The sequence below is a fragment of the Xenorhabdus beddingii genome, from assembly GCF_002127545.1.
Lineage (GTDB): Bacteria > Pseudomonadota > Gammaproteobacteria > Enterobacterales > Enterobacteriaceae > Xenorhabdus > Xenorhabdus beddingii.
The window spans coordinates 1-25,180 of the sequence record NZ_MUBK01000005.1 but is presented as its reverse complement, the minus strand read 5'-3'; the positions used below and the strand labels follow the sequence as shown (position 1 = coordinate 25,180).

Annotated in this window: 21 protein-coding genes and 4 tRNA genes; 20 read left to right on the top strand and 5 right to left on the bottom strand. The window is 47.1% G+C overall.

The genetic code is table 11. From position 1 onward, the window contains the following. Positions 1-13: 13 nt before the first annotated feature. The 12 genes from rfbA (at position 14) to Xbed_RS04510 (ending at position 9,564) form a co-directional block, all read left to right on the top strand. Positions 14-895, top strand: coding sequence for a glucose-1-phosphate thymidylyltransferase RfbA (rfbA, locus tag Xbed_RS04565; protein WP_086111761.1), 882 nt, complete (start codon positions 14-16; stop codon positions 893-895). Then, on the top strand, positions 873-1,604 hold the full coding sequence (gene rffC / locus Xbed_RS04560; protein WP_086111760.1) for a dTDP-4-amino-4,6-dideoxy-D-galactose acyltransferase: 732 nt from the start codon (positions 873-875) through the stop codon (positions 1,602-1,604). The genes rfbA and rffC overlap by 23 nt, the downstream gene beginning before the upstream one ends. Before the next feature lies 1 nt (position 1,605). Beyond that, a complete protein-coding gene (gene rffA / locus Xbed_RS04555) occupies positions 1,606-2,736 on the top strand; it encodes a dTDP-4-amino-4,6-dideoxygalactose transaminase (RefSeq protein WP_086111759.1) in 1,131 nt (376 codons plus the stop codon). A 1-nt stretch (position 2,737) separates the two neighbouring features. Further along, positions 2,738-3,988: a lipid III flippase WzxE gene (gene wzxE, locus Xbed_RS04550; RefSeq protein ID WP_086111758.1), complete on the top strand. Its 1,251-nt coding sequence runs from the start codon at positions 2,738-2,740 to the stop codon at positions 3,986-3,988. Beyond that, complete coding sequence (locus tag Xbed_RS04545; RefSeq protein ID WP_086111757.1) at positions 3,985-5,088, top strand: TDP-N-acetylfucosamine:lipid II N-acetylfucosaminyltransferase; 1,104 nt, start codon at positions 3,985-3,987, stop codon at positions 5,086-5,088. The genes wzxE and Xbed_RS04545 overlap by 4 nt, the downstream gene beginning before the upstream one ends. Continuing rightward, positions 5,085-6,527 (top strand): ECA oligosaccharide polymerase, encoded by a 1,443-nt coding sequence (gene wzyE, locus Xbed_RS04540; RefSeq protein WP_086111756.1) that lies wholly within the window; start codon positions 5,085-5,087, stop codon positions 6,525-6,527. Before Xbed_RS04545 ends, wzyE begins: the two co-directional genes overlap by 4 nt. Then, positions 6,514-7,251, top strand: coding sequence for a lipopolysaccharide N-acetylmannosaminouronosyltransferase (gene wecG, locus Xbed_RS04535; RefSeq protein WP_086111755.1), 738 nt, complete (start codon positions 6,514-6,516; stop codon positions 7,249-7,251). Before wzyE ends, wecG begins: the two co-directional genes overlap by 14 nt. A 322-nt stretch (positions 7,252-7,573) precedes the next feature. Beyond that, the gene (gene thrP / locus Xbed_RS04530) at positions 7,574-8,959 is read left to right on the top strand and encodes a bifunctional threonine/serine APC transporter ThrP (protein ID WP_086111754.1); all 1,386 of its coding nucleotides are present in this window, start codon (positions 7,574-7,576) and stop codon (positions 8,957-8,959) included. A gap of 148 nt (positions 8,960-9,107) precedes the next feature. Beyond that, a tRNA-Arg gene (locus tag Xbed_RS04525) sits at positions 9,108-9,184 on the top strand. Between the two features lie 100 nt (positions 9,185-9,284). After that, a tRNA-His gene (locus Xbed_RS04520) sits at positions 9,285-9,360 on the top strand. Positions 9,361-9,375: 15 nt separating this feature from the next. Beyond that, positions 9,376-9,462: transfer RNA gene (locus Xbed_RS04515), tRNA-Leu, on the top strand. 25 nt (positions 9,463-9,487) lie between these two features. Then, positions 9,488-9,564, top strand: a tRNA-Pro gene (locus Xbed_RS04510). 747 nt (positions 9,565-10,311) lie between these two features. On the opposite strand, the gene hemY is transcribed toward Xbed_RS04510, so the two are convergent. From hemY to hemC, 4 genes are read right to left on the bottom strand one after another with little or no spacing between them, the layout of a single operon-like run. After that, the gene (gene hemY, locus Xbed_RS04505) at positions 10,312-11,517 is read right to left on the bottom strand and encodes a protoheme IX biogenesis protein HemY (protein WP_086111753.1); all 1,206 of its coding nucleotides are present in this window, start codon (positions 11,515-11,517) and stop codon (positions 10,312-10,314) included. Between the two features lie 2 nt (positions 11,518-11,519). Next, positions 11,520-12,677, bottom strand: coding sequence for a uroporphyrinogen-III C-methyltransferase (gene hemX, locus Xbed_RS04500; RefSeq protein WP_086111752.1), 1,158 nt, complete (start codon positions 12,675-12,677; stop codon positions 11,520-11,522). A gap of 20 nt (positions 12,678-12,697) precedes the next feature. Next, the gene (gene hemD / locus Xbed_RS04495; protein ID WP_086111751.1) at positions 12,698-13,438 is read right to left on the bottom strand and encodes a uroporphyrinogen-III synthase; all 741 of its coding nucleotides are present in this window, start codon (positions 13,436-13,438) and stop codon (positions 12,698-12,700) included. Further along, positions 13,435-14,376, bottom strand: a complete 942-nt coding sequence (gene hemC, locus Xbed_RS04490; protein WP_086111750.1) for a hydroxymethylbilane synthase — start codon at positions 14,374-14,376, stop codon at positions 13,435-13,437. The genes hemD and hemC overlap by 4 nt, the downstream gene beginning before the upstream one ends. A gap of 628 nt (positions 14,377-15,004) precedes the next feature. Between hemC and Xbed_RS04485 the strand changes: the two genes are divergently transcribed. Then, a complete protein-coding gene (locus tag Xbed_RS04485) occupies positions 15,005-17,605 on the top strand; it encodes a class I adenylate cyclase (RefSeq protein WP_086111749.1) in 2,601 nt (866 codons plus the stop codon). Between the two features lie 151 nt (positions 17,606-17,756). Here the strand turns inward: Xbed_RS04485 and cyaY are convergent, their stop codons facing one another. Then, positions 17,757-18,077, bottom strand: coding sequence for an iron donor protein CyaY (gene cyaY, locus Xbed_RS04480; protein WP_086111748.1), 321 nt, complete (start codon positions 18,075-18,077; stop codon positions 17,757-17,759). A gap of 75 nt (positions 18,078-18,152) precedes the next feature. On the opposite strand from cyaY, the gene lptM reads away from it, so the two are divergent. The 7 genes from lptM to corA all read left to right on the top strand — a co-directional run bounded on the left by lptM (position 18,153) and on the right by corA (position 24,927). Continuing rightward, positions 18,153-18,341, top strand: coding sequence for an LPS translocon maturation chaperone LptM (lptM, locus tag Xbed_RS20655; protein WP_086111747.1), 189 nt, complete (start codon positions 18,153-18,155; stop codon positions 18,339-18,341). A 34-nt stretch (positions 18,342-18,375) separates the two neighbouring features. After that, a complete protein-coding gene (dapF, locus tag Xbed_RS04470) occupies positions 18,376-19,200 on the top strand; it encodes a diaminopimelate epimerase (RefSeq protein WP_086111746.1) in 825 nt (274 codons plus the stop codon). A gap of 47 nt (positions 19,201-19,247) precedes the next feature. After that, positions 19,248-19,952 (top strand): DUF484 domain-containing protein, encoded by a 705-nt coding sequence (locus tag Xbed_RS04465; protein WP_086111745.1) that lies wholly within the window; start codon positions 19,248-19,250, stop codon positions 19,950-19,952. Next, positions 19,949-20,863 (top strand): tyrosine recombinase XerC, encoded by a 915-nt coding sequence (gene xerC, locus Xbed_RS04460; RefSeq protein WP_086111744.1) that lies wholly within the window; start codon positions 19,949-19,951, stop codon positions 20,861-20,863. Before Xbed_RS04465 ends, xerC begins: the two co-directional genes overlap by 4 nt. Next, complete coding sequence (gene yigB, locus Xbed_RS04455) at positions 20,863-21,579, top strand: 5-amino-6-(5-phospho-D-ribitylamino)uracil phosphatase YigB (protein WP_086111743.1); 717 nt, start codon at positions 20,863-20,865, stop codon at positions 21,577-21,579. Before xerC ends, yigB begins: the two co-directional genes overlap by 1 nt. 143 nt (positions 21,580-21,722) lie before the next feature. Then, positions 21,723-23,888: a DNA helicase II gene (gene uvrD, locus Xbed_RS04450; RefSeq protein ID WP_479688289.1), complete on the top strand. Its 2,166-nt coding sequence runs from the start codon at positions 21,723-21,725 to the stop codon at positions 23,886-23,888. Between the two features lie 88 nt (positions 23,889-23,976). Then, entirely contained in the window at positions 23,977-24,927 is a 951-nt protein-coding gene (corA, locus tag Xbed_RS04445) for a magnesium/cobalt transporter CorA (RefSeq protein ID WP_086111741.1), read from the top strand. Positions 24,928-25,180: the final 253 nt, after the last annotated feature.

Sequence of the window (25,180 nt, the reverse complement as noted above, 5' to 3'; positions counted from 1 at the left end):
TCTGGGGGACAGCATGAAAGGAATTATACTGGCGGGAGGCTCTGGCACCCGTTTATATCCAATAACGCGTGGCGTATCAAAACAATTATTGCCGATTTATGACAAGCCGATGATTTATTATCCGCTGTCAGTGTTAATGCTGTCGGGGATCCGCGATATCCTGATTATCTCTACACCGGATGATTTACCGGCTTTTAAACGGCTACTGGGCAATGGCGAGCAATTTGGCATTAATTTGAGTTATGCCGAACAGCCTTCTCCAGATGGTCTGGCCCAAGCGTTTCTGATTGGTGAAGAATTTATTGACAGTGATGCCTGCTGTCTGGTGCTGGGTGATAATATCTTTTTTGGTCAGTCATTTAGCCCAAAACTGCAAAGTGTGGCGGCGCGTGAAACCGGAGCAACCGTATTTGGTTATCAAGTGATGGACCCCGATCGATTTGGCGTCGTGGAATTTGATGAGCAATATCGGGTACTTTCCATCGAAGAAAAACCGGTGCAGCCTAAATCTAACTGGGCGGTAACCGGGCTCTATTTTTACGACCACAAAGTGGTCGATTTTGCTAAACAAGTGAAGCCCTCTTCCCGTGGTGAATTAGAAATCACCAGCATTAACCAGATGTATCTGGAATGTGACGAATTGAACGTTGAACTATTAGGGCGTGGTTTTGCTTGGTTAGATACAGGAACCCATGACAGCTTGATTGAAGCCAGTACCTTCGTTCAGACCGTTGAAAAACGCCAAGGCTTCAAAATCGCCTGTCTGGAAGAGATAGCCTGGCGTAACGGTTGGTTGAGCGCTGAACAATTAAAAATGGCGGCTTTGGAACTGACTAAAACGGGCTATGGCAAATATTTAATGGATTTGCTCAATGTTTATTCACGCCAACCTTGAACCTCTGGTCTGGGATAGCCGGTTCTTTGGTTTGTCCACTGCGCGCCTGAATTTCTCACCCGAGGCGGCGGTGCTGACGGCTGCCCGGTTGGATAAATACGCACTGGTGCAGGCAAAAATTCCCGCTCAACAAACGCCCATCATTGATGGGCTGTCCGCTTTAGGCTTTTCTTTGGTGGAAGGTGAAGCCGATTTGTTGTTATCGATTGAAGCGCAAGAGAACACGGCTGCGTATACCGGAAAGCAACTGCAAGCAGAACAAAAACTGATTTCTGCAAAACCACAAGATATACCCGAATTAAGATCAGTCGCATCTCATGTCTTTACGGCCAGCCGTTTCCGTTCTCCGTGGTATCAGCCGGATGACAGTGGTCGATTCTATGCGGCTTGGGTCGAAAAAGCGGTTTTGGGCACGTTTGACCATGAATGCCTGCTTATCAATGATGAACACGGTAAAATGATGGGCTTTGTCACCCTCAGAAATAGGGGTAGCCATGAGGCGCGCATTGGCTTATTGGCCGCCGTACCGGGTCATCACCATCAGGGAATTGGCAAAAAATTAATGTCGGCGGCGCAGCAATGGTGTCAGAACCATCAGATACAACGGCTGAGAGTGGCAACACAAATCAGTAACATCACTGCCTTGCGCCTTTATACACGTCGCGGTGCCATCATTGAGAGCACTGCATATTGGTTATACAGAGGATGAAATGATTCCATTTAACAAACCACCGATAGTCGGCACTGAACTGCAATACATGCAACAAGCGATGGCCAGTGGTAAATTGTGTGGTGATGGTGAATTTACCCAACGTTGTGAAACCTGGATGGAGCAGCGTTTTGGCTGTCCAAAGGTACTGTTGACCCCCTCTTGTACGGCTTCACTGGAAATGGCGGCGATTTTGCTGGATATCCAACCGGGTGATGAAGTCATCATGCCGAGTTATACCTTTGTCTCGACCTCCAATGCTTTTGTCCTGCGCGGGGCAACCATTGTGTTCGTGGATATCCGTCCTGATACCATGAATATTGATGAAACCCAAATTGAAGCAGCCATTACAGAAAAAACCCGTGCCATTGTGCCAGTACATTATGCGGGAGTCGCCTGTGAAATGGAGACTATCATGGCGCTGGCGGAAAAATATAACCTGTATGTGGTGGAAGATGCGGCACAGGGCGTGATGTCAACTTATAAAGGCCGAGCATTGGGCACGATTGGACATATCGGCTGTTTCAGCTTTCATGAAACCAAAAACTATTCGGCCGGTGGTGAAGGCGGTGCAACATTAATCAATGATCAGTCCATGATTGCCCGTGCTGAAATTATTCGTGAAAAAGGCACTAACCGCAGCCAATTCTTCCGTGGGCAAGTCGATAAATACACATGGCGTGATATCGGCTCCAGCTACCTGTTGTCTGACCTGCAAGCGGCCTACCTGTGGGGGCAATTGGAAGTGGCTGAGGAAATCAACCAGCGTCGTCTGACCTTGTGGGATAACTACTATCAGGCGCTGAAACCATTGGCGGATGCGGGGCACCTGACCTTACCAATCATTCCAGAAGGCTTTGAACACAACGCCCATATGTTCTATATCAAGCTGAAAGATATGGAAGAGCGCAGTGCATTTAATCATTACATGAAAGAAAACGGCATCCTGAGCGTATTCCATTATGTCGCATTGCACACCAGTCCTGCCGGCGAAAAGTGTGGCCGTTTCCACGGAGAAGATCGCTTTACCAGCCGTGAAAGTGACCGTTTAGTGCGTTTGCCGATGTTTTACAACATCACTGATGAAGAGCAGCAAGTGGTCATCAGTCGTATCAAGGAATTTTTTGCCTGATATGTCACTTGCCAAAACTTCTGTCTGGACGGCAGGTTCCACACTGATCAAGATCGGGGCCGGGCTGCTGGTCATTAAACTGCTGGCGGTGTCTTTTGGCCCTACGGGAGTGGGGCAGGCAGGCAACTTTCGCCAGCTTATTACCGTATTGGGCGTACTGTCGGGTGCGGGGATTTTTAATGGTGTCACCAAATACGTGGCGCAACATCATCAGCACCCGGAAAAACTCAGGCGCGTGTTGGGCACATCATCCTCGATTATTCTGGGCTTTTCGACCCTGCTGGCGGTGGTTCTCCTCTTGTTCAGTGACACCATCAGCAGGGCTTTGTTTGGTCATAACGATTACAAAACGGTTGTGCAGGCGCTCGCATTTATTCAAATGGGGATCGCTTACGCCAACTATTTTCTGGCTATCTTGAAAGGATTCAGGGATGCTCAGGGAAATGCGCTGGCGATTATTTTGGGCAGTCTGACGGGGGTGATGGCCTATAGCCTCTGCTATTGGCTGGGGGGATATGAAGGTGCATTGGCCGGGCTGGCTTTGGTGCCTGCGTTAGTGGTCCTGCCGGCTGGGTTGATGATCCTGCGCCGCAAGACTATTGCATTTTCCGCCTTGAAACCGATGTGGGATCGGGCGATTGCCGGCCATTTGGGAAAATTTACCCTGATGGCATTGCTGACCTCCATCACGTTGCCCGTGGCTTATGTCATGATGCGAAACCTGCTGGCGGCACGATATAGCTGGGAAGACGTCGGCATCTGGCAGGGGGTGAGCAGCATATCGGATGCCTATTTACAATTTATTACGGCCTCTTTCACGGTCTATCTGCTGCCAACGCTTTCCCGTTTGGAGAATAAACAAGATATTACCCGCGAAATCGTAAAGGCCCTGAAATTTGTCTTACCTGCTGTGGCTGCGGCCAGCTTGTCTGTCTGGTTGTTGCGTGATTTTGTCATTTGGCTGCTGTTTTCAGACAAATTTACCGCAATGCGGGGGTTATTCGCATGGCAGTTGGTGGGCGACGTGTTGAAAGTCGGCGCTTATGTTTTTGGTTATCTGGTGATAGCGAAAGCGGCACTGCGTTTTTATGTTCTGGCTGAGGTCAGTCAGTTCCTTTTACTGACGGGTTTCTCCCATTGGTTAATACCGGAAAATGGGGCATTGGGAGCGGCTCAGTCATATATGGCCACTTATATTGTTTATTTCATTCTTTGTTGTAGCGTATTTATTATTTATCGCAGGCGAGCATGACAACCCTAATTCACGTTCTGGGATCGGATATCCCACATCACAATCAAACGTTGCTGCGTTTCTTTAATGACGTCTTGGCTCAGGAAATAAATTTTCCGGCCAAACCGTGTTTTATGGTGGTGTCCAAAGACCATACATGGCTATCGAATTCGAATTATTCCGGCCTGACGATCGCTGTTTATGATAGCAAAGCCGCTCTTTCACGGGCGGTGATCAAAAAGGCACAGGCAAATAGGACCACCCGTTTCTTTTTCCACGGGCAGTTTAATGCTGCCTTGTGGCTGGCTTTATTGATGGGCAAAATCAAGCGGCATCAATTTTGCTGGCATGCATGGGGCGCTGACTTATATGAAGAATCCCGCCAACTGAAATTCCGTTTGTTCTATCTGCTTCGCCGTTTGGCGCAGAAGCGAGTAGGGCATATATTTGCCACGCGCGGTGATCTCCGGCATTTTTTCCGGCACACAGGCCAATCCAAACCGCAGGTGCCATCGTCAGTGCTTTACTTCCCAACCAGGATGAACCCGGCTCTTACCGTAACGGAAAAAACATTTTCACCGCAAGGGATCACTATCTTGCTGGGGAATTCAGGGGATCAATCCAATCGTCATATAGAAGCACTGCATAAGATCCACCATCAGTTTGGGGATGAGGCACAGGTGATTATTCCAATGGGCTACCCCGAAAATAACCAAGCCTATATCCAGCGCGTAGAGCAAACGGCATTATCGCTGTTTCCGGCGCAAAACGTGCGCATCTTGCAAGATAAAATGGCGTTTGATGACTATTTGTCCTTACTGCGTCAATGCGATTTGGGCTATTTCATCTTCAACCGGCAGCAGGGGATTGGAACACTCTGTTTGCTGATCCAATTTGGTATTCCGTTTGTTCTGAGCCGGCAAAATCCATTCTGGCATGATTTGACGGAACAGCAGGTTCCTGTTCTGTTTGATGGCGATGAACTGAATAAACACTGGGTGCAGGAAGCACAGCGTCAGATGCTGTCCCTCGATAAAAAGGCGATTGCCTTTTTTGATCCCAATTTCATTGAGGGGTGGAAAACCGCCCTATTGGTGGCGGTATCTGGAGAGCATCAATGACCTTGACACAATTCGGTGGGCTATTTGTCGTTTACGTGATCTCATTGGTCCTTATTCTGACCTTGACGTATCAAGAATTTCGGCGTGTCCGTTTTAACTTTAATGTCTTCTTTTCATTGTTGTATTTGTTGACATTCTATTTCGGATTCCCGCTGACCAGCATGTTAGTGTTCCAGTTTGATGTACAGGTTGTGCCTGTCGCTTCGTTGTTGCATGCTATGTTGGCATCTGGCTGTTTCTACGCCATTTATTATGTGGCTTATAAAACACGCCTGAGCTATAAAACGCCCCTGAGCGATAAAACCCGCAAACATACGATAGAGCCTGCAACATCACCGATGGCTTCAATCAGAAAGCCCCTGTTCAGCATGAATCGAGTGGAAACGAATCTCACATGGTTGCTGCTTGCCGGTATTGCCATTGTTACGGTGGGATCGTTCTTTATGCAGAACGGCTTCTTATTGTTTAAGTTACAGTCCTATAATCAGATATTCTCCAGTCAAGTTTCCGGCGTGGCACTCAAGCGTTTCTTTTATTTCTTCATTCCTGCCATGTTGGTGGTCTTTTTTCTGAACCCGACTAAAATCCGCTGGATATGTTTTTTAGTGGGCACGGTTGGTTTTGGCATCCTGACTTATGTGATTGTTGGCGGAACACGGGCTAACATCATTATTGCTTTTGCCCTGTTCCTGTTTATTGGGATTGTCCGTGGCTGGATCACCTTGTGGATGTTATTTGCTGCGGGCATATTCGGCATTGTCGGTATGTTCTGGCTGGCGTTAAAACGCTACGGTTTGGATGTGAGTGGTGCGGAAGCATTTTATACTTTCCTGTATCTCACGCGGGATACTTTCTCTCCTTGGGAAAACCTGGCCCTGCTGCTGGATAACTACGACAAAATAGAGTTTCAGGGTTTGGCGCCGATTATCCGTGATTTTTATGTTTTTATTCCCAATTGGTTGTGGCCGGACAGACCGGGTCTGGTCTGGAATACGGCGAATTACTTCACATGGGATGTGCTGAATAACCACTCCGGCCTTGCGATTTCCCCCACGCTGATTGGTTCGCTTGTGGTGATGGGCGGCGTGTTCTTTATCCCTCTGGGCGCGATTGCAGTCGGTTTTATTATCAAATGGTTTGACTGGATTTATGAAGCCGGGAAGCAGGAAACTAATCGTTATAAGGCCGCAATCTTGCAGGCTTTCTGTTTTGGTGCAATTTTTAACATGATTGTACTGGCCCGTGAGGGGGTGGATTCTTTCGTTTCCCGGGTTGTGTTCTTTTGCATTGTCTTTGGCTTATGTTTGGTCGCGGCAAAATTACTGTATTGGTTGTTTGAAAGTGCAGGGCTGGTTAGAAAGTTGGTGGTCAGTAATTTGGCGGCCCCGCAAAAACCATCCGTTATTTTGGATGTAAGGAAAAAAAATGGCGTTGAATAGCATTCCTAAATACCGTATTCGTGGCCTCAATATCTGGGGATTTCGTGGTATGTCGCATTTTCTTGATCATCTTTTCCAGAATGGCCAAGTAAAAACAGGGACGCTGGTTGCGATTAATGCAGAAAAAGTTCTCACGGCAGAAAACGATAATGCGCTGAATATGTTGCTGGATGAAGCCGAATATTTATATGCCGATGGCATTAGCATCGTGCGGGGAATTCGCCGTAAATACCCTGATGCGGATGTGGCCCGGATTGCGGGAGCCGACTTGTGGGAAGCCTTGATGGAACGGGCAGGTCGTGAAAGGACACCGGTTTTTTTGGTCGGTGGAAAACCGGATGTCATGGCTCAGACAGAGAATAAATTGCGTACCCAATGGAATGTCAATATCGTGGGCAGCCAGGATGGTTATTTTGCACCGGAAGCGCGTGAAGCGTTGTTTGAGCGGGTCCATGCCAGTGGTGCTGCGATTATTACTGTCGCAATGGGATCACCGAAACAGGAGATCTTCATGCGTGATTGCCGGAAAATCCATCCCGATGCGTTGTATATGGGGATTGGGGGGACTTATGACGTCTTTACCGGACATATCAAACGTGCCCCGAAAATGTGGCAAAATTTAGGTTTAGAGTGGTTGTATCGTCTACTATCCCAGCCAAGTCGCATCCGTAGGCAGATTAAGCTATTGAGGTTCCTGGGTTATTATTACGGTGGTAAGCTCTAGCCCGGTAATTTTTCGTTTTCAGCCTGCTATGTTGATCATACGTAGCAGGTTCCCGCGTTCTATCCCATCTGTGGTGTCTTGGTATTTAGTCAAAGCATGAAATCACTATCTTGTTATGTGGTTAGGCACGGGTCATTAATGATGCTGCTCACGCCAACAGCGATACCCGATAAAACAGGTATCAGCGCAATTTTATAATTTTTTATTTCACTGATGGGCAAAACGTGTTTTGATCCCAGCCTTTTTTACAACGATTGATTATCAATTCCTGTATTTTTTCTGTTTGCAAATATAGACATCATAAAAGTGGATAGGGAGTTTTATGAGTGATTCAAAACAGAGCCTGCAAAGGGGACTTGAGGCACGTCATATTGAGCTGATTGCGCTAGGTGGCACAATCGGCGTAGGGTTGTTCATGGGATCAGCCAGTACATTGAAATGGGCCGGTCCTTCTGTTTTGCTGGCTTACATTATTGCTGGACTTTTTGTCTTTTTCATCATGCGTTCGATGGGAGAAATGCTGTTCCTTGAACCTGTCACGGGTTCATTCGCGGCTTTCGGCCATAAATACCTTAGCCCTTATTGGGGCTGCCTGACGGCATGGGGCTATTGGTTCATGTGGGTTTCGGTGGGAATTTCAGAGATCACGGCCATCGGTGTTTATGCCGAGTTCTGGTTCCCGGAATTACCCCAGTGGGTTTCTGCACTGGTCGCGGTCGGGTTAGTGGCCCTGGCGAACTTGGCGGCGGTACGCCTGTATGGTGAATTGGAATTCTGGTTTGCCATGATCAAAGTCACGACGATTATTGTGATGATTTTGGTTGGTGTTGGCTTAATTTTCTTTGGCTTGGGGAATGATTGGCAACCCATTGGATTAGATAACCTGACCTCGCATGGTGGTTTTTTCTCTGGTGGCTGGAAAGGCTTTTTGTTTGCTTTGTGTATTGTTGTCGCATCTTATCAGGGCGTTGAACTGGTGGGTATTACTGCGGGTGAAGCGAAAAATCCACAAGTGACGCTCAAAAAAGCGATCAACAATATTCTGTGGCGTATTCTGATTTTCTATGTGGGTGCTATTTTTATTGTTGTGACGCTGTTCCCGTGGACAGACGTTGGCACGCATGGCAGCCCATTCGTGATGACTTTTTCTAAAGTCGGGATTGCTTCTGCGGCCGCAGTGATTAACTTTGTTGTGCTGACTGCCGCCCTTTCTGGGTGTAACAGCGGCATGTACAGTGGTGGCAGAATGCTGTACGCCTTGGCGCAAAACCGCCAGTTGCCAGCCTCACTGCTGAAGTTATCGAAAAATGGTGTGCCGGTGAAATGTATAGCCATCACCATTGGTTGCCTGATTGCAGGTTCCAGCCTCAATTACCTGATCCCAAACCCACAGTCGGTATTTGTTTACGTTTATAGTGCCAGCGTATTACCCGGCATGGTGCCGTGGTTTGTGATCCTGGTGAGTCAATTGCGCTTCCGCAAACACCATGAGGAAGCCTTGAAACAGCATCAGTTTAAATCGATCCTGTTCCCTTATGTCAATTATCTGACATTGATTTTCCTTTGTTGTGTTCTGGTGGGAATGGCCGTTAATCCAGATACCCGCTTCTCACTGATGGTCGGTGGGATATTTTTGTTGATAGTGTCATTGATTTATTGGCTAACAAAATTTATTTGCAGGAAAAACCAACCTAGTTTGACCGATTGATTCTTACACGATTAAACCCGTTGCGATGGAAATCTGCTGTCTTTATCAGCCAAATGAACAAAGCGTAATCAAACGCATCATTTCTTTTAAAAAAGCACTGGACAGTACGACTTTAAATCCGTACTATCCTCCACCGCAACGGCGTTAAGCGCCCGTAGCTCAGCTGGATAGAGCGCTGCCCTCCGGAGGCAGAGGTCTCAGGTTCGAATCCTGTCGGGCGCGCCATTTTAAGCGTGCAAGAGCAGTGGCAATGAGTTATCGTGGTTAAAGCAGTTCGTTGCAAAAGTAGTAAGAAGCAGTAAACAGTATATGAAAAACTGTCATGGTGGCTATAGCTCAGTTGGTAGAGCCCTGGATTGTGATTCCAGTCGTCGCGAGTTCGAGTCTCGTTAGCCACCCCATCTTTTTTATGATACGCGAGGGTGGCGGAATTGGTAGACGCGCTAGCTTCAGGTGTTAGTGTCCTTACGGACGTGGGGGTTCAAGTCCCCCCCTTCGCACCATAAAAAAGAGCTTGAAAAAGCATTTCGGCGAGTAGCGCAGCTTGGTAGCGCAACTGGTTTGGGACCAGTGGGTCGGAGGTTCGAATCCTCTCTCGCCGACCAAATTCTGAAAAATCCCCGCTATTGCGGGGATTTTTCTTTCTATTTTCCTGTCGATAAAAGTTTCCTTTCCGATAAAAACATTCTGGTTTTCTCATTATTTTCCTCTACTTTCTCGGTGATTCCTTTGGCATAAAATCGAAGAATATCGCTTTTTTTAATGCATCAACTCAGTGTTTTAAAAGTGATTTTTAGATAAATGTTGTATTTCAACGACAAACCGCATCATTAAGTGTCTCAAAATGATGACATTTAACTGCATGATTTTTATTGGCTATATGTAAGCATCTTAAAAGGTGTCTCAAATGGGAGACGGTATTTTGGGTGATTTTTGGTAAAAGTCAGAATGTCGATTATGGAAAGTCAATCAGCACGCGGGTAAGGGAAATTTATTTTGATTGAAAAGATTGGCACGTAAAATGCATTATCATGGCCTGTAGATACTCATCCCACTTCTTATGACAGCATATGGCTTCATAAACCCCAGGATGATGTAGAGCTGATTATCAGTGCCTATGGTCCACGTTATAGATGAGTAAGCATCACTGTCTTTTCATCACAAACCGGACACAACGTTGAGTGAGGCACTATCCGTCTGTAAACCTGATTGTATTTATGCACCTGTCTTTTTTGATAGGTGTTTTTTTTTGCCTGTAGAAACCGGTAGAAATGAAATCCGGCGCACCTCAGTTAACGATTTGGCAGAGATTATCGTTAACTGTGGTGGGGAATATCGTGGTTTATGCTTGGTCAGGATTCAGGGGTGTTATCGCGCTTCAGGGTGAGCATAAAGCCTTTATTACGGGTCTGAACGGCTTCTTCGCGTTTTTGCAATCTATCGAGTGCATCGGCAAGCCATGCGTAATCATGGGCATCCGGTCGCTGCGCAAGAGCGGCTTTAAATGCGGTTTCAGCATGAGCCCATTCACCATGACGCAAAGCAACTTGTCCCAGGGTACTGTTGAGCAAGGGGGTTGCACCATGTTGCTTTAATTGATGGGCGAGCGCTTTTTGTATGGCTTCGGAGTCACTGCCCTTAAGGTGTGGAATCAATAGCAGGAGACGCTCATCATATTGCTGTTTTAATCCATTCAGAATGATTTGCTGGGCAGTGTCATGATCATTGCACTCAATCAAATGTTCGCACATAGCCACTTGTAACATGATGTCATTGCGGATCTTGCGGCTTTGGTCTTTCCACCATTCTTTCAGGCCGGAACTGCCTTTTTCTGCCATCACCTGATTCATTAACCCGATATAGGCTTGCTGACGCAATTTAAGGATCTCGTCCTCACTATGCAGATCAACTTTTATCATTGTCGGCAAGATATCAATTAGTGATTGATAAGCACCTGAAAGCGTGTAAGCCTGTTCAGCCAGTCGCAATACTTCAGGATGGCGCGGGGCATCATTCAACAGCTTATCCACCCCGTTGCGCGCGGCATGAATTTCGCCTTGTGCCAGTTGGATACGCACGCGGGTAATGTCGACAGGGAGTTGATCTTTATCTGCAACTTCTGCGGCACGCTCAATATACTGGTTGGTACGGAAATAATCTCCCCGCTGCTGGGCGGCTTCTGCGGCCAATAAATAGTTCACGACAGGGTGCTCTGCATGATCAACATTACGGGTCATCAGGCGTTCAACCTGCTTGAAATCCCCTTCCGCCAGTTTGAGCAGTGCCTGTTTGGTTTGTGAGCGTGCCCGACTGCGTTTATAGCCACCAAAAATCCAGCTATGAGTGAATGTACTGGTACGCTTTAACCGACGATAACACCAGCCGATGAAAATCAGCAGGAACTGTAACAAAAGGAACATAATCACCAGAGCAGTGATGCTGGTGGTGATATTCTTACTGTCCGTTTGGATCAAAACGTACCCCTGATGCCCGGACAATAAGGGGCCAAGTATGCAGCCCACAATCAGGATAATGAATAGCAATAATATTCTCAGCATACTCAGCTCCCCTCAACAGAGGTTTCTGCCTGACCGGACGCTTCTGCGGGAGCCGGTTGCGATTGTACAGAATGCGGTAAGTTGTAGATCCGCTTGCGTACCAGGTCTGCCAGTATTGGCTGGCTACTGAGTTGCTCAGGAACATCAATAGAGAGTGGTTGTTTTTCCAGTGAGTCAACATCCGCTAAAAAGTTTTTTGCATCGGTGACCGAGGTATCAAAATAACTTCTTACCCACTCGTCAACCGAGCCAAGCGCCTTCTGGTAAATTTCATTTTGATGGCGGGGAACGGCTTGTGCGGCAATCAGCAGTTTGGAACGGATATTTTCACGTAGATAAAAATCCTGATTCGGTGCCAACAGGGGTTCTTTGCTGCCATCCCGTGGAGTGACAGTGATGAAATTATCCATAAAACTGTGCCAGCTATTGCTCAGGTTTTTACGCCAGTCGGAAAGTGAAGCCGAGATTTCGTGGTTATTGGTTTCCATTGGCTCAGTCTGTTCTACTTGATCGTCCAGACGTAAGTTATCGACTTGGTTTGATAGCTGATTCAGCGTCAGAATAATACCATCCAAATCAGTCTGCTTGATTTTGGTCAGAGAATCGATATCTGCCATGATAGCTTTGCGGGCATAGATCAAACTGGGATCATCCATCTCAGCAAGGTTCTGGTCGGCATCTTTCAGTAATGCAATGGCCGTCGTGACATCTTGTTCGCTCCATATCTTGCGTCCCGCCATCTTGACGAGGGAACTTGCCTGTGCCAGTCGCCAGCTTTCGAGATCCGTATGTGAAAGGGCTGAAATACGGGTTTGAAGCTCTTCGAGGCGGTCATCTAGTTGCTGATTTTGTGAGCTGTATTGCTGTAAGGAAGATTGTAGTGCCTGAAGATGGGTATCAAAATTTTGTTTATCGGCAGACTGCTGTTGTGTCAGAGAGGCAAGCTCTTGCTGAAGAGCGAGATTTTCGGCACTTAATACGGCGTTCTGCTGTTTACCATGATAATAAATGTAAAGGCCACCCACACCTATCGCCAACGAAATGGCAATTGAGAGGGTATTGCCCACCCATCCATAACGTTTGGGTTTATGGGGAGCCGTTTCAGGCTGCTGAGGGTGTTTTGTCTCAACCGCATCGGTGGATTGCTTTTGTTCCGTCATAATGGACATCCCATATTGGTTTATTTTAGCGCCTGAATTAAGGCGTCATTGTCTGCACTCTTGGCGACTTTGATTGTCTGCCAGCCTAATGTTTGGGCGATCTTGGCAAGGCGTTCGCTGACCACAACTAAATAGCAACCCAATAACCAGGCTTTTCCATCGCTGTCAGTGATTAAGTTATATAATAGTTGCAACATTTCGCCACTGGTGACAACGAGGGTTTTTATACCACATTGCTGCCAGTGACGACTGAAGTCGGCTGCATGGTATTTGACAGGTTGCCGTGAATAACATTCACAGTAATCCACGGTGCCTCCCCGTATCCTTAGTGTAGAAGCAATGACTTCACGTCCCCCATTTCCCCGGAGCAATAAAATTTTTTTATTGTTCATCTGTTGTAGGGCGGGGAGTTGCAGTAGGTCTTCACTGGTTTCACCCTGCCCAGACCAGAAAATTTCCAACCCGGTTTGTTGATGAAACATCAGGGAAGTTGATTTGCCGATGCCATAATAAGATAGCTTATCGGGCCATGACAGACCTTCTTGAACCAGCCGCTCATTGGCATAATGAACGGCGTTTTTTGATAACAGGAAAACCAGATCCCCCGCAGACAGGCATTGCAGCTTTTGAGACAACAATGGCAAATCGGCTCCCGGATAAATTTCGATGAGTGGTGCGCTGAAAGCTGTTTTCCCGACAGCCCGCAGTCGTTTGACCAATTCATCTCCTGCGGGAGCAGGGCGGGTGATCAAAATGCTCATTCAGGTGGATTCCTCTGATATACGTTAGCCAGAATCTGGCGGGCACCTTTTTCCAATAATTCCTCCGCCAGCGCCACTCCAGCCTGACGGGCCTCTTCTGGTGAGACTCTTCTTTCACCGCGCACGATTGTTTTGCCATCAGGAGCGCCAACCAAGGCACGCAGCCAGATATTGCTTCCTTGCCAAATGGCATAACTGCCAATCGGAACCTGACAACCCCCTTCAAGGCGGGTATTCATGGCTCGTTCAGCGAGAACGCAAGTTTCGGTCTTGGCGTGGTTCAAGGGCGCCAGTAATTCACGGGTTTGCGGGTCATCAAGCCGGCATTCAATCCCTACCGCGCCCTGACCGACGGCAGGCAGCAGTAACTCTGGTGCCAATGGCATACGAATGCGTTCTTCCAGCCCCAGCCTTTTTAGCCCGGCGGCGGCAAGGATAATGGCATCATAATCGCCGTTATCCAGTTTGCTCAGGCGAGTGCCGACATTACCGCGCAAATCGCGGACGACAAGATCAGGGCGAATCTGGCAGATTTGACACTGACGGCGTAAGCTGGAAGTCCCAACAATACTGCCAGCCGGTAAGTCATCGAGCGACGCATATTTTACTGAAACAAAAGCATCCCGTGGATCATCCCGTTCACAGATTGTGACCAACCCCAAACCGGCAGGAAATTCGACCGGGACATCTTTCATGGAATGGACAGCAATATCCGCGCGCTTTTCAAGCAATGCCAGTTCCAACTCTTTCACAAACAGGCCCTTGCCCCCCACCTTTGCCAAGGGTGTATCGAGGATAATATCGCCACGAGTGACCATTGGAACCAGCTCGACTTTCAATTCGGGATGAAAGTGTTCCAACTGTTTTTGAACATATTGCGCCTGCCACATAGCCAATGGGCTTTGGCGGGTAGCGATGCGAATGATTTTCATTGTCATGGATAAGTCTATTGGGCATAGCGGCTTGTTAGCCACTCGTTAGCCACCAATTAGTGAGAAAATAGTGCCAGTTTTAACATTTCAATGATTTTTTTTCCAGTTACGAAAACACAAGAAAAAGCAAAATAGGCGATGGATATACAGGTTATGAGATAAAAATAATTTTAAATATTAAAATAATGTTTATTTAAATAGTGAAAATAAACAAACAGACTGATTTAAAAGCAAATTAAAAATTCAAGAAGAGTTGGATAGTAAAAAACGAAGAAAGGCGATTAACAATTAAAAAATATTATTAGGAGAAATAATGATGGAAGTCTGATGCTTTACAATACCTTACATCGCCTATATGAAAAATAATCAACTATAATAGTTATTTAAAAAAACATATTAATGTATCGATATTATGCTTAACTCCTTATTTTACAATAAATTAATTGTTACCTGACTACTGTGGGGAAGGGAGGGAGAGAGTCGCGCATACTTTACGCTTCGACTGCAAGGTGTTAAATTGATCACGTTTCCGACAATAAGTTTGTAAAAATAATTTTAAATGATCTTGTAATACCATGCGTTATCGGAAACAGGGGACTACTTCGGGCACTGGAACTGATATCAGGCGAAACTCTTGTATCTCTATATTGAAACGCTGAAGCAGCGACTGGATGCAATTAACCAACTTAGACTAGAACGCGCAACTAGCTCAATGAGTGACGCTTTTAAGCAAGTTTATAGTTTAATTCCAGTATTATTACATTATCATCATCCAATGATGCCGGGTTATATCAAAGGCAACGCTCCCCATGGCGTTTGTTTTTTTACGCCTGATGAATCACAGCAGTTTTGGATTAATGATTTGGAAAACCAGCTTGCTGGTGCCTTGTCACAGACCTCTAATGGTGAATTGCCGATTACAGGCATTTACTCAATGGGCAGTACCTCTTCTATCGGGCAAAGTTATTCCTCTGACGTGGATATCTGGGTTTGTCATCAATCCTGGTTGGATAATGATGAGAAAGTGTTACTGGAGCAAAAATGTACCTTGATAGAACAGTGGGCCGCGACACTGGGGATTGAGGTTACCTTTTTTCTGATTGATGAAAATCGCTTTCGGCACAATGCCAGTGGCAGTCTGAACGGTGAAGATTGCGGTTCTACCCAACACATTCTCCTGCTTGATGAATTTTATCGCACGGCGGTCTGTATGGCGGGTAAGCGCTTGCTGTGGGCGATGGTTCCTGTGGAAGAAGAAGCGCATTACGACGAATATGTCCTTTCCCTCTATGCACAAGGTGTTTTAACGCCAAATGAATGGCTGGATCTCGGCGGGTTGAGTGAATTATCTGCGGAAGAATATTTTGGCGCGAGCCTCTGGCAGCTTTATAAAAGTGTGGATTCCCCTTATAAGGCGGTATTGAAAAGCCTGCTTCTGGAGGCTTATTCATGGGAATACCCCAATGGCAAACTTCTGGCAATGGAAATGAAGCAATACTTCCATGATGGCTCGATTGTTTCCTTTGGCCTTGATGCTTATAGCATGATGCTGGAGCGCGTCACCCGTTATCTTACGGCCACAAACGATCTGACGCGCCTGGACTTGGCGCGTCGTTGTTTTTACCTGAAGGTCTGTGAGAAGTTACTGGACAGCCGTGATGATAGGGGTTGCACAGGCTGGCGTCGTCAAGTCATGTCCCAGTTGGTGCATGAATGGGGCTGGGATGGCAACAAATTGGCCATGCTGGATAATCGCAGCGCGTGGAAGATTGAGCAGGTGCGTGAAGCCCACAATGAATTGCTCGATACCATGATGCAAAGTTATCGCAACCTGATCCGTTTTGCCCGCCGCAACAATTTAAGTGTCAGCGCCAGCCCGCAGGATATCGGGGTATTGACCCGCAAATTATATGCGGCTTTTGAAGCATTACCCGGTAAAGTGACCCTGGTGAATCCGCAGATATCGCCAGATTTGTCTGAGCAGGACCTGACTTTCATTTATGTTCCTCCGGGGCGTATCAACCGCAGTGGTTGGTATCTTTACAATCGTGCCCCGACGATAGAATCGATCATTGGGTATCAGCCGCTGGAATATAACCGTTATTTGAATAAATTAGTTTCCTGGACCTATTTCAATGGCTTATTGACCAAAGAGACCCGGATTCACATTCATCACGGGAAATCTCAGTGCGACAGAAATAAATTGTGTGATCTGGTCAATGATATTGCGACGCATTTCCCCATCCGTTTACCTGCACCCACGCCAAAAGCGTTGTACAGTCCTTGTGAAATTCGTCACTTGGCAATTATTGTCAATTTGGAAGAAGATCCTACCGTGGCCTTTTCCAATCAGCTTGTGCATTTTGATTTAAGGAAGCTGAATGTTTTCAGTTTTGGTGAATTGCAACAATGTTTGGTAGGCAGTATCGATTTGCTTTACCGCAATTCATGGAATGAAGTAAGAACCCTGCATTTCAGTGGTGAACAATCAGTCCTGGAAGCATTGAAGACCATATTAGGCAAAATGCATCAGGATGCCGCACCTCCGTCTGACGTTGAGGTCTTTTGTTATAGCCAACACTTGAGTGGGCTTATCTGTACCCGTATCCGGCAATTGGTTTCCGAATGTATAGAATTGCGTCTTTCCAGTAATCGTCAGAACCCCAATCGTTTTAAAGCCTTACGAATTTCAGGCCAAACCTGGGGATTATTCTTTGAACGGCTCAACGTTTCGGTACAAAAATTGGAAAATGCGGTGGAGTTCTATGGTGCAATTTCCAATACCAAACTGCACGGTTTGCCCGTTAAGATTGACACCAAGGAAAAACATTTACCCCCGGTAATCGACGGGTTTGCCTGTGAGGGCATGATCCAGTTTTTTTTCGAAGACATAGAAAATGAACAAGGATTCAATATCTATATTCTTGACGAATCAAATCGGGTAGAAATTTACTCCCATTGTGAAGGAAGCAAAGAGGAGCTGGTACGTGATATCAGCCGTTTTTATTCTTCCTCGCATGATCGCTTTACTTATGGCTCCAGTTTTATCAATTTCAACCTGCCGCAGTTCTACCAAATCATTAAGAAAGGCGAACGTACTCATGTCACGCCATTTGTGGAGGGGACGTTCCCACTGGATGAGATGGAAACCAACAACACCAGGTTCCATCTTGATGGGCGCTTCGAAGAGCCATCTCGGGCGCATGAGTCTTATCGTTCGCTGTACCATTATTGATAGCTGTACCATTAATTGAAAAAAGTCATTGTCTCCATCAAATTCTCTAAGCGCCTGTTTGATTAGGCGCTTGTTTTTATACAGTGACCGTTTTTATAAGGTGACAGTTTTTATAAAAAAATGGCTTTTGTCAGGTATAAACGACAAAGAGTCACGAAAATTGAAATGGCTCACCGCTCTGCTCAGTGATGGCCTGTGCCAGCATGGAGATAAAATCATCCCCACTGCGATCACAAATCCATTGGCTATCCCGATAATCAAAATGATAACCCCCATTTTTGGCGGCCAGCCAAATTTGATGGAAAGGTTCTTGGCGGTTAATGATGATTTTGCTGCCGTTTTCAAAACTTAGCGTCATCACGCCGCCATTGGTTTCACAGTCAATATCCGCATCTCCATCATAATTATCCAATTGTTCTTCAAGATGAAGCATCAATTGATCGGCTAATTGATGAAATTCGCTATCGTTCATGTTTATTTCCTATTTGCTTTTCAGGGCCTAGCTGCGATTATAGAGAGTATTGGCGTATGAATCACAGGCATTAATATGATGAAAAAACAACTCCGTTGGTCATTGACTATCATAACACTACTCTCTCTGACTGGTTGCGGTTTGAAAGGTCCTCTCTATTTTCCACCCGCAGAGGCATCTGCAACACAGCCCCCTGTGAACAATGTGGATAGGGCGCAACCAAAGAATATATCAAATAACACGCCAGCGGATGCTCAAAAATAGTGAGCCGGTAATGTGATTTTTCTTGGAGTCGTATATGCAGTTCTCCAAAATGCACGGTCTTGGCAATGATTTTATGGTCGTTGATGCAGTGACCCAAAATGTTTATTTTTCTCCGGAATTAATTTGCCGTCTGTCTGATCGGAATACTGGGATAGGTTTTGATCAACTTTTGATGGTTGAAGCCCCTTATGATCCTGACTTAGACTTCCACTACCGCATTTTTAATTCTGATGGCAGCGAAGTTTCCCAATGCGGCAATGGGGCGCGTTGCTTTGCCCGTTTTGTTCGTCTGAAGGGGCTGACCAATAAGCGTGATATCAAGGTCAGTACGCGGGCAGGGCGGATGGTATTGAGCATCACAAATGATGATCAAGTCTGTGTCAATATGGGAGAGCCAGACTTTGAGCCGCAACGGGTTCCCTTTCGTGCCCAGAAAGCCGAAAAGACCTATATTATCCGGGCAATCGAACGCACAGTGCTTTGTGGTGTCGTGTCGATGGGAAATCCCCACTGTGTCATACAGGTTGAAGATGTAGAGACGGCTGAGGTGGACGTGTTGGGAGCGGTGCTGGAAAATCACGAACGTTTTCCTGAGCGGACGAATGTTGGCTTTATGCAGATCATAAACCGGAGCCGTATTCGGCTGCGTGTCTTCGAGCGTGGTGCCGGCGAGACGCGGGCATGTGGCAGCGGTGCATGTGCCGCCGTGGCGGTAGGTATCCAGCAAAATCTTCTGGATAAGCAGGTTCAAGTCGATCTTCCCGGCGGTTCCTTGCAAATCCGCTGGGATGGGCCGGGTAACCCCCTCTTTATGACTGGGCCTGCAACCCACGTTTATGATGGCACGATTCATTTATGATTGATTCAGTGTTTATTGAATCATTCTTGTAATATGGGGCATTGGAAATGGGTGAAAAAGACGAACCACTGCATATCGCAAACAGGCTGGATGATCAGGCGGTAGTGGATTATTTGCTGAATAATCCCGATTTTTTTATCCGCAATGCCAATATGGTCGATAAGATAAGAGTTCCCCATCCGGTGCGGGAGTGCATTTCTTTGATGGAATGGCATATGAACCGTCAGAGAAAACGTATCAGCTACCTGGAAGATGATTTGATCCATCTGGTGGAGCAGGCAAAACAGAATGAAGTGCTGTTCAGCCGCCTGCTGCAATTATTGTCAGATCTCTCTGGTGCCAAAAGTTTGCAGGATTTCCTTTCCCGCTTGAGTTTATGGTCAAAAACGCTGGGTTTAAGTAACAGCTATATTCGACTGTTCAGTGATAAATGGCATCTTGGAGCACCACTGAATTCACCGGAGTTGACGATATCCCGCCACGCTTTTGAGCCTGTTCGCATTAAGCGATTTGGTGATACCAATCATTACCTTGGCACTTTGTATGGCTCGGAAATTTTATTGTTGATGCCACAAGCCCGTCATGTGGGTTCAGTGGCAATTTCCCTTTTAGGGTCACAAGGGGATTTGGGGATGGTGATCTTCAATAGCCATAATAAACAGCATTATCACGAAGGTATGGGAACTGACATTCTCGACCATTTGTCGAAGCTATTGCCGGGACTATTATCTCGCTGGATTGAACGCGCATGAATCAGCCGATCGATCTGCTGCTGGAGCCGGTAGAAGTCTTTTTGCACTATCTGAGGGTTGAACGGCGTTTAAGCCCGGTCACGATAACCAACTATCGACGCCATTTGGCCGTGCTGGCGGAAATGTCACTGGAGATCGGAATGCGTGAATGGCAGGCGCTTGATCCGGTGAAAGTCAGAATGTTTGTCTCCCGCAGTCGTCGGGCAGGGTTGCAGTCTGCCAGTCTTGCCCTGCGCCTTTCTTCCTTGCGCAGCTTTCTTGACTGGATGGTGACACAAGGGAAATTGGCTGCCAACCCCGCCAAGAGTGTCAGCGCGCCCCGTAAGAAACGCCACTTACCTAAAAACATGGATGTGGATGAAGTTAACCAACTGCTTAACATCAATTTAAATGACCCTTTGTCAGTGCGTGACCGAACCATGTTGGAAGTGATGTATGGCGCAGGTTTGCGTCTGTCTGAGCTGGTTGGCCTTGATTGTCACCATTTGGATCTGGAAAGTGGTGAAGTCTGGGTGCTCGGTAAAGGCAGCAAAGAACGTAAGGTGCCGTTTGGCCGTATGGCGCAGGAATGGCTTCAGCGCTGGCTGGAAATGCGGGAGCTGTTTGAGCCGGAAGATAATGCGGTTTTCATTTCCTCCCAGAGCGGGAAACGGATCTCTGCCCGTAACGTACAAAAACGGTTTGAACAGTGGGGCATTCGGCAAGGTGTAAACAGTCATATCAACCCCCATAAATTGCGCCACTCTTTTGCCACGCATATTCTGGAATCCAGTGGTGATCTGCGTGCTGTACAGGAATTGCTGGGTCATGCCAACCTGTCAACGACGCAAATCTATACCCATCTGGATTTCCAGCATTTAACCAAAGTCTATGATGTAGCCCACCCAAGAGCCAAACGAGGGAAATCATAATGCGTTTTTATCGGCCTATCGCGCCGTTTGCTGCGATGACATTCGATCTGGATGATACTCTTTACGATAACCATCCTGTCATCGATAAAACCGAAAAAGAAGTGTTGTGTTTTATCAGGCGCTACGATGCCAAGTTTAGTCACTTTGAGAGTGAAGATCTGTATTTATATCGTCAGGCCGTTCTTGAACTGGCGCCTGATATTTACCACGACGTTACATCATGGCGTCGGCAGTCCGTAGAGCTGATGTTCAATCACTACGGTTTTAATCATGAGGAAACGGTGCGTGGTACGGATGAAATGATGTCCTGCTTTGCATACTGGCGTAATCAAATCACCGTTCCGGAATCGACCCATCACACCCTGTCCGTACTGGCGGAAAAAATTCCGTTGGTGGCGATCACCAATGGGAATGCTGAACCTGCGGCATGTGGGCTTGCCCCTTATTTCAAGTTTGTGCTGAAAGCCGGTCAGGATGGACGCGCGAAACCTTATCCGGATATGTACCATCTGGCGGCTGACCGGTTGAATTTACCCACACATCAGATCCTGCATGTGGGCGATAACTTAAGCACGGATGTAGAAGGGGCGCTGCGTAGTGGAATGCAGGCTTGCTGGATTAACATTGAGCATAAAGATCTCATGCAGGAACCTGAGGGACGCTTGGTTCCACATGTTGAGATTTCTGATTTGGCTTCTTTGATAGCACTGATATAATTTCAGATTGTAATCTGTATAAAAGAACAGTGAGACTGAGTGATATACCCAAACAGGGCCATTGAAAACTAATTCATTGAAAACTAATTCATTGAAAAATAAGTCATTGAAAAATAAGTCATTAAAACTAACTGATGGTAATTATGGACGTTTCTTCTCTGCTCGAAAGCCTGAATGATAAACAACGCGAGGCGGTCGCGGCACCCCGTACTAATATGCTGGTGCTGGCTGGTGCTGGCAGCGGTAAAACGCGCGTATTGGTTCACCGGATCGCTTGGTTACTGTCAGTTGAAAATGCCTCCCCGTTTTCCATCATGGCGGTCACATTTACCAATAAAGCCGCCGCTGAAATGCGTCATAGAATTGAAAACCTGATTGGAACCAGTCAGGGAGGCATGTGGATAGGCACGTTTCATGGTCTCGCCCACCGTTTACTGCGAGCCCATCATCTTGATGCCAATTTGCCGCAGGATTTCCAAATCCTCGATAGCGAAGACCAGCATCGCTTAATCAAGCGCATCATCAAGGCGATGAATCTGGATGACAAACAGTGGCCGGCTCGCCAAGGCATGTGGTACATCAACGGCAAAAAAGATGAAGGGCTGCGTCCTCAACACATTGAAAGCTATGGTAACCCCGTAGAAGCGACATGGCTGAAAATCTACCAAGCCTATCAAGAGGCGTGTGATCGCGCAGGATTGGTCGATTTTGCCGAACTGCTGTTGCGTGCCCATGAACTGTGGTTAAATAAACCCCAAATTCTGCAACACTACCGTGAACGTTTTACTAATATTCTCGTAGACGAATTTCAGGATACGAACAGTATTCAATACGCTTGGATTCACCTGCTGGCTGGCGATAGCGGTAAGGTGATGATTGTCGGTGACGATGATCAGTCCATTTACGGCTGGAGGGGCGCGCAGGTGGAAAATATCCAGCGCTTCCTCAAGGATTTTCCCGGCGCGGAAACCATCCGCCTGGAGCAAAACTACCGTTCGACCAGCAATATTCTTAAGGCTGCCAATGCCCTGATCGCGCATAACAGCGATCGCTTGGGCAAAAAATTGTGGACAGAAGGGAGTGAAGGCGAGCTGATTTCACTTTACTGCGCCTTCAATGAACTGGATGAATCCCGCTATGTTGTCGGTCGTATCAAGCATTGGTTGGATAATGGCGGGGCACTGAAAGAATGTGCGATCCTCTATCGCAGTAATGCTCAATCCCGTGTCCTGGAAGAAGCCTTGTTGCAGGTTTCCATGCCTTACCGCATTTATGGTGGTCAGCGTTTCTTCGAGCGTCAGGAAATAAAAGATGCCTTATCTTATTTGCGCTTGGTGGCAAACCGCCATGATGACGCAGCTTTTGAGCGTGTGGTGAATACGCCCACGCGCGGCATCGGTGACAGAACGCTGGATGTTGTGCGTCAAGTCGCGCGTGACCAGCAAAAAACGTTATGGGAAAGCTGCCTGTCATTGATTCAGGAGAAAGTGCTGGCAGGGCGGGCGGCATCGGCATTGCAGCGTTTCATCGAATTAATTGAGGCGCTGGAAACGGAAACACAGGAAATGCCACTGCATATCCAAACCGATCGCATTATCCGGGATTCTGGTCTATGGGTTATGTATCAGCAAGAAAAAGGCGAAAAAGCTCAGGCGCGTATCGAAAACCTTGAAGAATTGGTCACGGCAACCCGCCAATTCAGTTATCAGGATGAAGACGAAGACCTGATGCCACTGCAAGCCTTCCTTTCTCATGCCGCGCTTGAATCAGGGGAAGGTCAGGCTGATGCTTATCAGGATGCCGTGCAATTGATGACTCTGCACTCGGCAAAAGGTCTGGAATTCCGGCAAGTCTTTATTGTCGGCATGGAAGAGGGCATGTTCCCAAGCCAAATGTCCATTGAAGAGGGCGGGAGGCTGGAAGAAGAACGTCGCCTGGCCTATGTGGGGGTCACAAGGGCGATGGAAAAACTGACGCTGACCTACGCAGAAAGCCGCCGTTTATATGGTAAGGAAGTGAACCACCGCCCATCGCGTTTTATTGGGGAATTGCCGACAGAATGTGTCACAGAAGTCCGTTTGCGGGCGACGGTATCCCGTCCGGTCAGTCATAAACGGCTGGGTACGCCTATCAGCGCCAATGACAGTGGCTATGCCCTTGGGCAGCGTGTACGCCATCCCAAATTTGGTGAAGGGACAATTATCAACATTGAAAGCAGTGGGGAACATTGTCGCTTGCAAATCGCGTTTCAGGGTGAAGGCATCAAGTGGCTGGTGGCGGCTTATGCCAGACTCGAAACGGGCCAATAATCCGGTCGAATGTTGACAAATTTTTTCTTCTGAGCGTAACATTCGCGCCTTACGATCAACGTAGGGAAAATAAGGAGACTTATGGTACATGCTGAACGCATTTAAATTAGAGAATAATCGCCTGCTCCGTCTTGAATTTGAAGAAGGTGATCAGTTATCTGACTCCATGTGGGTAGATTTAGTGGGGCTGGGGGATAGTGATCGTCTCCGGGTCCAGAATGAGCTGGGACAAGTCTTGGCGACCCGCACTGAATTGGATGACATTGAGGCATCGGCCCGTTTTTTTGAAGATGAAGATGGTATGCACGTCCACTCATTTTTCTATTTTGAAGACGCCGAAGACCATGCTGGCAACTCGACAGTCGCCTTTACTATTCGCGACGGTCGTCTCTACACATTGCGAGAGCGTGAACTCCCTGCATTTCGATTATACCGAATGCGCGCCCGTAACCAGACTCTGGTTGACGGGAATGCCTATGAACTGCTGATGGACTTGTTCGAAACCAAGATCGAACAGTTGGCCGACGTGATTGAAAATATCTACAGTGTGCTGGAATCCCTAAGTCGGGTGATAATGGAAGGCAAACAGGGGGATGAGTTTGACTCAGCCCTGTCCAACCTTGCTGAACAGGAAGACATCGGCTGGAAAGTCCGCTTGTGTCTGATGGATAGCCAGCGCGCCCTGAACTTCCTTGTGCGTCGTGCCCGCTTGCCTGCTAATCAGTTGGAACAGGCGCGTGAGATCCTGCGGGATATCGAATCCCTATTGCCACACAACGAATCCCTGTTCCAGAAAGTGAACTTCCTGATGCAGGCGGCGATGGGTTTTATCAACATTGAACAGAGCCGCATTATTAAAATTTTCTCCGTTGTTTCCGTGGTATTCCTGCCGCCCACGCTGGTGGCGTCCAGTTATGGCATGAACTTCGAATTTATGCCGGAGTTGAATTGGACATTCGGCTACCCTGCGGCCATTGGATTGATGATCGCTGCGGGACTGGCGCCTTATCTCTACTTTAAGCGGAAGAACTGGTTGTAATCATCCCGCCGTCATCTCTCTCTTATCTGCCAAGTAGCTGCATTGTCAGCTACTTTCACTGGTCTTGTTACTTAGCCATCTATTTTTTGGGGGACTGTCTGCCTACTCAAGTATCTGGGTTTTAAAGATGTCAGTGAATTGAAAATTATCTGAGTAACCCGAATTCCGGATAAGGAATTGACGAAGTGCCTGTTCCAAGAGCAAAGTTTTGGTGCACACCAAAAACCGCTCTGGGGAGGAACAGGCAATGAAC

Bases quoted from the DNA above. Each gene is read 5' to 3' on its own strand.
- rfbA (WP_086111761.1), top strand. From the start codon at position 14: ATGAAAGGAATTATACTGGCGGGAGGCTCTGGCACCCGTTTATATCCA.
- rffC (WP_086111760.1), top strand. From the start codon at position 873: ATGTTTATTCACGCCAACCTTGAACCTCTGGTCTGGGATAGCCGGTTC.
- rffA (WP_086111759.1), top strand. From the start codon at position 1,606: ATGATTCCATTTAACAAACCACCGATAGTCGGCACTGAACTGCAATAC.
- wzxE (WP_086111758.1), top strand. From the start codon at position 2,738: ATGTCACTTGCCAAAACTTCTGTCTGGACGGCAGGTTCCACACTGATC.
- Xbed_RS04545 (WP_086111757.1), top strand. From the start codon at position 3,985: ATGACAACCCTAATTCACGTTCTGGGATCGGATATCCCACATCACAAT.
- wzyE (WP_086111756.1), top strand. From the start codon at position 5,085: ATGACCTTGACACAATTCGGTGGGCTATTTGTCGTTTACGTGATCTCA.
- wecG (WP_086111755.1), top strand. From the start codon at position 6,514: ATGGCGTTGAATAGCATTCCTAAATACCGTATTCGTGGCCTCAATATC.
- thrP (WP_086111754.1), top strand. From the start codon at position 7,574: ATGAGTGATTCAAAACAGAGCCTGCAAAGGGGACTTGAGGCACGTCAT.
- hemY (WP_086111753.1), bottom strand. From the start codon at position 11,517: ATGCTGAGAATATTATTGCTATTCATTATCCTGATTGTGGGCTGCATA.
- hemX (WP_086111752.1), bottom strand. From the start codon at position 12,677: ATGACGGAACAAAAGCAATCCACCGATGCGGTTGAGACAAAACACCCT.
- hemD (WP_086111751.1), bottom strand. From the start codon at position 13,438: ATGAGCATTTTGATCACCCGCCCTGCTCCCGCAGGAGATGAATTGGTC.
- hemC (WP_086111750.1), bottom strand. From the start codon at position 14,376: ATGACAATGAAAATCATTCGCATCGCTACCCGCCAAAGCCCATTGGCT.
- cyaY (WP_086111748.1), bottom strand. From the start codon at position 18,077: ATGAACGATAGCGAATTTCATCAATTAGCCGATCAATTGATGCTTCAT.
- lptM (WP_086111747.1), top strand. From the start codon at position 18,153: ATGATGAAAAAACAACTCCGTTGGTCATTGACTATCATAACACTACTC.
- dapF (WP_086111746.1), top strand. From the start codon at position 18,376: ATGCAGTTCTCCAAAATGCACGGTCTTGGCAATGATTTTATGGTCGTT.
- Xbed_RS04465 (WP_086111745.1), top strand. From the start codon at position 19,248: ATGGGTGAAAAAGACGAACCACTGCATATCGCAAACAGGCTGGATGAT.
- xerC (WP_086111744.1), top strand. From the start codon at position 19,949: ATGAATCAGCCGATCGATCTGCTGCTGGAGCCGGTAGAAGTCTTTTTG.
- yigB (WP_086111743.1), top strand. From the start codon at position 20,863: ATGCGTTTTTATCGGCCTATCGCGCCGTTTGCTGCGATGACATTCGAT.
- uvrD (WP_479688289.1), top strand. From the start codon at position 21,723: ATGGACGTTTCTTCTCTGCTCGAAAGCCTGAATGATAAACAACGCGAG.
- corA (WP_086111741.1), top strand. From the start codon at position 23,977: ATGCTGAACGCATTTAAATTAGAGAATAATCGCCTGCTCCGTCTTGAA.